8 protein-coding genes are annotated in these 8,103 nt (G+C 68.0%); 7 read left to right on the forward strand and 1 reads right to left on the reverse strand.

Annotated features, from left to right (window positions below):
* Positions 1 to 75: 75 nt before the first annotated feature.
* From VK611_23825 to VK611_23840, 4 genes are read left to right on the forward strand one after another with little or no spacing between them, the layout of a single operon-like run.
* A complete protein-coding gene (locus VK611_23825) occupies positions 76 to 846 on the forward strand; it encodes a beta-phosphoglucomutase family hydrolase (GenBank protein ID HMG44383.1) in 771 nt (256 codons plus the stop codon).
* Complete coding sequence (locus tag VK611_23830; GenBank protein ID HMG44384.1) at positions 843 to 3,215, forward strand: glycosyl hydrolase family 65 protein; 2,373 nt, start codon at positions 843 to 845, stop codon at positions 3,213 to 3,215. The genes VK611_23825 and VK611_23830 overlap by 4 nt, the downstream gene beginning before the upstream one ends.
* 52 nt (positions 3,216 to 3,267) lie before the next feature.
* Positions 3,268 to 3,525, forward strand: a complete 258-nt coding sequence (locus tag VK611_23835; GenBank protein ID HMG44385.1) for a type II toxin-antitoxin system prevent-host-death family antitoxin — start codon at positions 3,268 to 3,270, stop codon at positions 3,523 to 3,525.
* Positions 3,522 to 3,947, forward strand: a complete 426-nt coding sequence (locus VK611_23840) for a type II toxin-antitoxin system VapC family toxin (protein ID HMG44386.1) — start codon at positions 3,522 to 3,524, stop codon at positions 3,945 to 3,947. Before VK611_23835 ends, VK611_23840 begins: the two co-directional genes overlap by 4 nt.
* Here the strand turns inward: VK611_23840 and VK611_23845 are convergent.
* A complete protein-coding gene (locus VK611_23845) occupies positions 3,937 to 4,233 on the reverse strand; it encodes a hypothetical protein (protein ID HMG44387.1) in 297 nt (98 codons plus the stop codon). The two genes, VK611_23840 and VK611_23845, sit on opposite strands and share 11 nt — an antisense overlap.
* A gap of 433 nt (positions 4,234 to 4,666) precedes the next feature.
* Between VK611_23845 and VK611_23850 the strand changes: the two genes are divergently transcribed.
* The 3 genes from VK611_23850 to VK611_23860 all read left to right on the forward strand — a co-directional run.
* Complete coding sequence (locus VK611_23850; GenBank protein ID HMG44388.1) at positions 4,667 to 6,481, forward strand: hypothetical protein; 1,815 nt, start codon at positions 4,667 to 4,669, stop codon at positions 6,479 to 6,481.
* A 232-nt stretch (positions 6,482 to 6,713) separates the two neighbouring features.
* Positions 6,714 to 7,277, forward strand: a complete 564-nt coding sequence (locus tag VK611_23855; protein HMG44389.1) for a hypothetical protein — start codon at positions 6,714 to 6,716, stop codon at positions 7,275 to 7,277.
* 600 nt (positions 7,278 to 7,877) lie between these two features.
* Positions 7,878 to 8,103: redoxin domain-containing protein (locus VK611_23860; GenBank protein ID HMG44390.1), on the forward strand; the 226-nt coding region annotated here is incomplete at its 3' end.

The following is an 8,103-nucleotide window of genomic DNA, read 5'->3' on the forward strand; positions in this document are numbered from 1 at the left end:
CTCCGGGGCGTCGGGTGCGTGGCGGCGAGGTGACTGTCCGCGGGGCGGCGGCTGCGCGTCGTTAGCCTCTGACGGGTGCTTGGCCTTCCTTCCCAGGTCAGGGCATGCCTCTTCGATCTCGACGGCGTGCTCACCAAGACGGCCGTCGTGCACGCGGCGGCGTGGAAGGAGATGTTCGACGACTTCCTCCGCGCCTGGTCCGAGCGCACCGGTGCGCCGTTCGTGCCCTTCGACGCCCACGACGACTACGGCCGCTACGTCGACGGGCGCCCACGGCTCGACGGCACCCGGGCGTTCCTGAGGTCGCGCGGCATCGAGCTGCCCGAGGGTGGCCCCGACGACCCGCCCGACACCTGGACGATCCACGGCCTGGGAAACCGCAAGCAGGCGCTCGTCCTCGCTCGCCTGGCGCAGGGCAGGATCGAGATCTACGAGGGCTCCGTGCGCTATGTCCGGGCGGCGCGGGCTGCCGGCCTGTCGACGGCCGTGGTGTCGTCGAGCGCCAACACCCGGCAGGTCCTGGAGGCGGTGGGCATCACCGACCTGTTCGACACCCGCATCGACGGCCTCGTCGCCGAGGAACGGGGCCTGGCGGGCAAGCCGGCACCGGATACCTTCCTCGCCGGCGCGGAAGCCCTGGGTGCCGAGCCGGCGTCCGCCGCGGTGTTCGAGGACGCGCTGGCCGGCGTCGAGGCCGGGCGGGCCGGAGGCTTCGCCGTCGTCGTGGGGGTCGACCGGGTCGGTCAGGCCGACGAGCTGCGACGGCACGGCGCCGACGTCGTCGTGCGGGACCTGAGCGAACTGCTGGACGAGGGCCAGATCGAGGGCGAGGGCCAGGGCACATGAGCGAGGCGGCCGGCTACTCCGTCGAGCCCTGGGCCGTCACCGAGCGCGGCCTCGATCTCGACGGCCTGGCCCGCAGCGAGTCGGTGTTCGCCCTGTCCAACGGCCACATCGGCCTGCGTGGCAACCTCGACGAGGGCGATCCCCACGGCCTACCGGGCACGTACCTCAACTCCTTCTACGAGCTGCGGCCGCTGCCGTACGCCGAGGCCGGCTACGGCTACCCGGCATCCGGCCAGACGGTGATCAACGTGACCAACGGCAAGCTGATCCGCCTCCTGGTCGACGACGAGCCCTTCGACGTCCGCTACGGCACCGTGAGCTCGCACGAGCGCCGGCTGGACCTCCGAGCGGGGACGCTGTCCCGGCAGGTGGAATGGACGTCGCCCGCCGGTGACTCGGTGCGCATCTCGTCGACGCGCCTCGTGTCACTGACCCACCGGGCCGTGGCCGCCATCAGCTACGTGGTCGAACCGGTCGACAAGGCGCTGCGCATCGTGCTCCAGTCCGAGCTGGTGGCCAACGAGGAGCTGCCACCGCAGAGCAAGGATCCCCGGGCCGCGGCGGCGCTCTCGCACCCGCTGGTCAGCGAGGAGCACACCGCGCATGGCACCCGGGCCGTGATGATCCATCAGACCCGCCAGAGCGGTCTGCGGGTCGCCGCGGGCATGCGGCACCTCGTCGAGTGCGACAGCCAGGACGTCGATCAGGAGATGACCACCGAGCCCGACGTCTGCCGGCTCACGCTGGCGACCCGCCTCGAGCCCGGTCAACGGCTGCGACTGGTCAAGTTCGTCGCCTACGGCTGGTCGAGCCAACGCACCCGGCCGGCGCTGCTCGACCAGGTGGTGGCCGCCTTGGCCGGCGCCCACGTCGCGGGCTGGGACGGCCTGGTCGCCGAGCAGCGGGCCTATCTCGACGAGTACTGGGCCGGCGCCGACGTCGAGCTCGACGGCGACCCCGAGGTGCAGCAGGCGGTGCGGTTCGGCCTGTTCCACATCCTCCAGTCCGCGGCGCGGGCCGAGCAGAGGCCGATCCCGGCCAAGGGCCTCACCGGGCCCGGCTACGACGGCCACACCTTCTGGGACACCGAGACCTTCGTCCTCCCGGTGCTGACCTACACCCAGCCCGCCGCGGCCGCCGACGCGCTGCGCTGGCGGCTGCTCACGCTGCCGCTGGCCCTGGACCGGGCCCGCGAGCTGGGCCTCGACGGCGCGACGTTTCCGTGGCGGACACTGCGGGGCTGGGAGTCGTCGGCCTACTGGCCCGCAGGCACCGCCGCCTTCCACATCAACGGCGACATCGCCGACGCCATCGTTCGCTACCTCGACGCCACCGACGACGCCGACTTCGAGCGGGACGTGGCCGCCGAGATCCTGATCCAGACCGCACGCTTGTGGCGGAGCCTCGGCCACCACGACGCCGACGGGTGGTTCCGCATCGACGGCGTCACCGGGCCCGACGAGTACAGCGCCATCGCCGACAACAACGTGTACACCAACCTGGTGGCCCAGCAGAACCTGGCGGTCGCGGCGGACGTCGCGGCCCGGCAGTCGGCGGCGGCCGAGCGCCTCGGGGTCACCGAGGAGGAGATGGCCTCGTGGCGCGACGCCGCCGCCGCCATGCTCATCCCCTACGACGAGCGGCTCGGCGTCCATCCGCAGAGCGAGGCCTTCACCGACCACGCCCGCTGGGACTTCGCCCACACGCGGTCCGACGACTACCCGCTGCTGCTGCACCATCCCTACTTCGACCTGTACCGCAAGCAGGTGGTGAAGCAGGCCGACCTGGTCCTCGCGCTGCACCTGCACGGCCACGCCTTCACGCGCGAGCAGAAGGACCGCGACTTCACCTACTACGAGGCACTGACCGTGCGCGACTCGTCGCTGTCGGCGCCGACGCAGGCGATCATGGCCGCCGAGCTGGGACACATGGAGCTGGCCCACGACTACCTGGGCGAGGCCGCCCTGGTCGACCTGGCCGACGTGTGGCTCAACACCAGCGACGGCCTGCACATGGCCTCGCTCGCCGGTGGGTGGGCCGCGTTGGTGGCGGGCTTCGGTGGGATGCGGGCCCGCAACCACCAGCTGACCTTCGCCCCGCGGCTGCCGGCCGGGATCACCCGCCTGGCGTTCCGGATCCGGTACCGGGGACGGCGCATCGCCGTCACCGCCCGCCGCGACGAAGCCACGTACGAGCTGCTCGAAGGCCCCCCGATCGCCATCACCTCCCACGGCGCCCCGCTCGACCTCGGCAACCAGGCCGTACGGCAGCCCATCCCACCGATCGACCGCAAGGACCGCCCGACCCAGCCCCCCGGCCGCGCACCGCGCCCCCGCGGCCCCCACCCGGCCCACCACGACGACCGCTGATCCGCCCACTGACGCCACTTTCTGGCCCTTGAAGTGGCTACAATCGGGTGCCATGGATGTGGGGATACGGGACCTGCGTGACAATCTGAGCCGCTACATCGAACGGGTGCGTGGTGGGGACGAGTTGGTGATCACCGACCGGGGATCGGCGGTGGCGAGGATCGTGCCGGTGGAGGGCGGGCGGAGGCTGGATCGTCTGGTCGCGGAGGGCCTGGTCACACCCGCTGCGAGACGGCAGAGGACACGTCCTGCCAGGCGGGTCAAGGCGCGGGGAACTGTGAGTGACCTCGTGGCCGAGCAGCGTCGTTGATCTGCTACTTCGACACGTCGGCTCTGATCCCGTTGGTGGTCGAGGAGGCGGGAAGCGGTGTCGCCGGTCGTCTGTGGGACGAGGCCGATCATGTCGTGTCCTCACGGCTGGCCTACGCGGAGGCGCGTGCCGCGTTGGCGCAGGCGCACCGGACCGACCGGATCGATGCCGTCGGCCTGCGTCGGGCGGTTGCCGATCTCGAGGTCCTGGTCGGAGACCTGGACCTGGTCGAGGTCGGGGCGGACGTGGTGCACCGTGCAGGTGAGCTGGCGGAGCGGTTGGCACTGAGGGGCTACGACGCGGTCCACCTCGGCTCAGCGGAGTCAGTCGCCGATCCCGATCTCGTGCTGGTGGCCGGTGACCGCCAGCTGCTGCGTGCCGCGGGCGAACTGCAGATCGCCATCGCCGACGTCAACCACTGACAGGGAGTCGGGTGGCGTCGCTGTCACCGGCGACACCCAACGCGACGTAGGCCGGTCGCAGCAGCTCGATCAATGCTCGCCCGCGGATGGTTCCGGTGGGTGGGGGCTGGTCGAGCAGCGAGGTGCTGGGGGTGGTCGCCGGGCTGCTGGCCGGGAGGGCGCCCTGCAGGGTGAAGAACGAGTCCAGGCTGGCCTCCAGAGGTGGGGCCGCCTCGGCAGCGGGGGTTCGGCGGTCCGGGCGGCCCCGACGTTGGCGAGCAGGTCGTCGCGCTCGCGTCCTCGCCACGCCAGGATGGTGAACAGGTCGTCGTCGAACGCTTCGTCCAGGAGGTAGACACGGCTGCGATGTGCTTGCAGGGCACCTCGTGGTCCGGGCACGGAGCAGTCCATCGACAGCTCGGCGGCCGACCGGGGGGAACAGCGACAAGCCTTCATCGGTGAACACCGCTTCGATGTCCTCGAGCATCTCGCCGGCCAGCAGTCGGGCCGTGTACCAGGCGTCGTCGGCGAGGGCGCGCTCCCGCCGGGACGACGAGCGCCGGGCGAACGGTCTGCCGGCGACCGGCTGTCCCGGCTTCGGTCACCAGCGGGCATGTGGCTGCAAGGCCAAGCAGCCGCGGTGCACCTCACCGGAGCACGACCACTGGGTCGTCCCGCCATGATTTGCTATTACTGCGCGGTCACTTATTGATGACCGTCTTACGTAGTAAGTTGCACCGATGGCGGAATCACGGACGGATCTACCCGTCCTCAACGCGGCCCACTTGGCGCCGTACATTTCATTGCAGATCGTGAAGTGCAACGGCGGTGACCGAGCCAGGGCACTACCTGTCATCAAGTCAAGGCTCATGGGCCTCGCCTCGAAGGCACGAGGAAATCACAGCCGTTCCGTCGTCGCCGACGGCGTCGACATCGTCACCTTGGAAGAGGGAAATCCCCCCGACGAGGTCGAGGCCTTCTCGTACGTCCACCGCAGACCTGCCTCCTGGTGGCACGGACCCGAAGACGACGACACAGCACCACCAGAGCAGTCCACGGAGCTGATCGTTCTCATTCGGCGAGGCGACTATGTCGCCATCTCGGGGACCGAGTTCCGCAGGCAGATCGAGGCCTGGATACGGAAGGACCTGGCACCGTTCCGGCTCCTGCCAGAGTGGGTCCTTCAGCAAGCATTTCTGGCTGGCCGGACCAAGGGTCTCTGGCTTGAGGGAGTCCACCATCGCTCATCGGTGAAGCCGGACACGAAGACAACGACCGGCATCGACCTGCGCGACACGTTGTCGCAGCAGGACAGCACCTACGCCTTGAACGCGGGACTCGCCGAGCTGGCTGACAGTCCCGACCGCGTGGCGCTGACAGGTAGCGCAGGCACGACGCCAAGGAAGTCAGTCGTCTGGAACAAGCAGGCCGGCTCCTTCACCGCGTTTCTTCAAGCATGCGTCGAGGTACTCGACCTCATAGTCGAGACCGAAGAGACCGGCCGGGACGAGGCAGTGTTCGGCCAGCTGGCGGAGAGCGTCGATGATCTCAGTGGCGTTCGCGGCGCCTACGAGGTGATAGTGCCCGTCGCCGGTCTCCTGCTGGATCCGTCGACGGCGGAGGACCAACAGCTGGTGACGCTCGCTTCGAGCATCACCAGCGTCACCGGGTCCGACAGCCCGAACTGCACAGTGGGCTTGGGTCTCAACGGCAACGAAGCAGGCCGAGCCAGGATCAACGTGCAGGAGTATGACGGACGGATCAAGCTCGATGTCCGGACGGAATCGACCAGCGACCCTTCCACGTTCCCGGATCTCCGGGACCACTTGGACGATCTCGGAACTTTGCGGATCTACTACGAGTCAGGCCACGTGATCAACGGCGACCGGATCTACCAGCCTCGGATCGACGCAGTGCCTTTCAGAGGTTGGCAGTTCCGGACAATCGAACCCTTCGATATAGGCCGGGAGAAGCCGGCGACGAATGAGCCAGAAATTCACGCCCTCTGCGGCACCGACAGCGACGACTCGTTGTTCGGGTGGGTCACGAAGGCGTTCTCATCCGGAGTACTCATTTGTGACGACGGATCGGGAGAGATGGCCGACTTCCTCCACATCGATGAGGAGCGCGTCCTCAGCCTGATCCATGTCAAGGCGGCCCACTCGAGATCCGATCGCCGCGGGATCTCGGCTTCTGCCTACGAGCTGGTCGCAGGCCAGGCTACGAAGAACCTTCTCTATCTGGACCATCAGCGGCTACTCACAAGAATTGACTCCACGCTGACCACCGCGAGGGCAGCGTGGGCCGATGGCGAACGCTGTTCCGGCCGACAGTCGTTCCGAGATGCCCTGCTTAAGCGCCGGCCAAGCGATCCGAGCCAGGTCGTGATCGTGCAGCCGCACGTTCGGGAGTCGGTCTACACAGCGGCACTCAACTCGTTTCCTCCGACACCGGATCTGTTGCGACTCAAGCTGCTCGACACGATTCTGAACACTGCAGCATCCTCGATCGCCGAGAACGGCGGCGCTCGGCTGCTCGTCGTCGGCAGTAACTGACGATTGACGGAGTCGTCGAGTCGAGATCGATCGTGCAGTTGCGGCGAGCGACACCGACGTCACCGAGTTCGTGGTCAGCAATGCCGTCGAGGCCGCGCGACGGTGTTGGCGGACCGAGATCGCTTCGATCTGGAAGCAAGGCAGTCGACGCATGGGATGCCATCAACGCGCGGCCGGCGCGAGAGCTGTCGGGGCTTCATCGTTTGATGGATCGTCCTTCACCTTTCGTTGAATGACCGGGCGCTACAGCGCGCCCGAACTGCTCGCCGGTCACCACGAGCTCGATGGCTTCGAATGCCAGTCCTCGGAGCAGACCGATTGGCTGCGGCGCCATGCCCGTCAGTCGGCGAGTACAGGAACGACGAGGGTATTCGTCGTCGCCCAGGCCGAGAGCCCTGTCGTGGTGGCGTACTACGGCTGGTGCATGGCGCAGCTCTCCACGATCGCGGCTCCCGCTCGGCTCCCTCGAGGTGCCGGTCGCTATCCCCAGCCTGTGGCGCTGCTGGCCCGTCTCGGTGTCGACGTCCGTCACGAGGGCCAGGGTCTGGGTGTCGGCCTGCTTCAAGTCGTGTTCGCCCGCCTCGTTGGGCTGTCAGAGGACATCGGCTGTCGGGGCCTGCTCGTCCACGCGGAGTCTCCTGAGGCCAGGGAGTTCTACCTCCACCTGCTTCCCGAGTTCGAGGAGAGCCCGACCGATCCGCTCCATCTCGTTCTGCTGATGAAGGACATCCGCCGGACGGTGGGCCGACAACCGTTGTGGAGCTACTCGGCGCCTTTCATCATCCGATGCCAGTAGTCGTGGCAGTCGGGGCACAGCCATGCGGTGGGCCACATCTCAGCTTCGTCGCCGCCGAAGATGGCTCGAGGTGCGAAGTGATGCAGCTCGGTCCCGAAGGCTCCGCAGCGAGCGCAAGGCGGCCGGCTGGTTCGTTCGTCCAGCACGATCGGAAGTCCGTCGGCGGAACGTTCGCCGAGCCACTGGCCCGGGCTCGACGGCGTAGCCGCATTCGGCGCAGCCTCGATACAGATGCCGAGAGCCGTTCGCGAAGACTTGGACAATCTCGACTGGGGCTCGGGTGTGCTGGCAGCTCGTCTGGGACTCGCGGATCGCCTGCATCTCTGCAGCCCGGGCGCGAAGGCGTGCGAGACGCTCGGGTAGTCGAGACGAACCTGTGCCGCGCGGTGTAGCCATCGTTCCGCCTCCGCTCGCTCACCTCCATCGCACCAGACCAGCGGTTCTTTAGGAAGAGGCGCGTCATTCCGAGGCGGGAGAACTCGGGCGAGCTGGCGTTCGAAAAATAGCGAGAAACGCAGAACTTACGGAAAATTTCCTAAGAGGTCTGAAAAGCGGTGAGTTTGGCGTACTGGCAATGCTGGCGCCCGGTAAGGTCGGCGCATGCCCAAGACCGGAGACAAAGCCCCCGATTTCACCCTGCTCGACCAGGACGGCAACCCCTTCACCCTGTCCGCCGCCGGCGCCACCACGCTCGTCTACTTCTATCCCAAGGCCGACACGCCGGGGTGTACCGCGCAGGCGTGCGGGTTGCGGGACATCCTCGGCGACATCGGTGACACCAAGGTGGTGGGCATCAGCCCCGACAAGCCCGCGAAGCAGAAGAAGT

Source organism: Acidimicrobiales bacterium, assembly GCA_035316325.1.
Taxonomy (GTDB): domain Bacteria; phylum Actinomycetota; class Acidimicrobiia; order Acidimicrobiales; family VFJN01; genus DASXTK01.

Bases quoted from the DNA above. Each gene is read 5' to 3' on its own strand.
- VK611_23855 (HMG44389.1), top strand. From the start codon at position 6,714: ATGACCGGGCGCTACAGCGCGCCCGAACTGCTCGCCGGTCACCACGAG.
- VK611_23850 (HMG44388.1), top strand. From the start codon at position 4,667: ATGGCGGAATCACGGACGGATCTACCCGTCCTCAACGCGGCCCACTTG.
- VK611_23835 (HMG44385.1), top strand. From the start codon at position 3,268: ATGGATGTGGGGATACGGGACCTGCGTGACAATCTGAGCCGCTACATC.
- VK611_23830 (HMG44384.1), top strand. From the start codon at position 843: ATGAGCGAGGCGGCCGGCTACTCCGTCGAGCCCTGGGCCGTCACCGAG.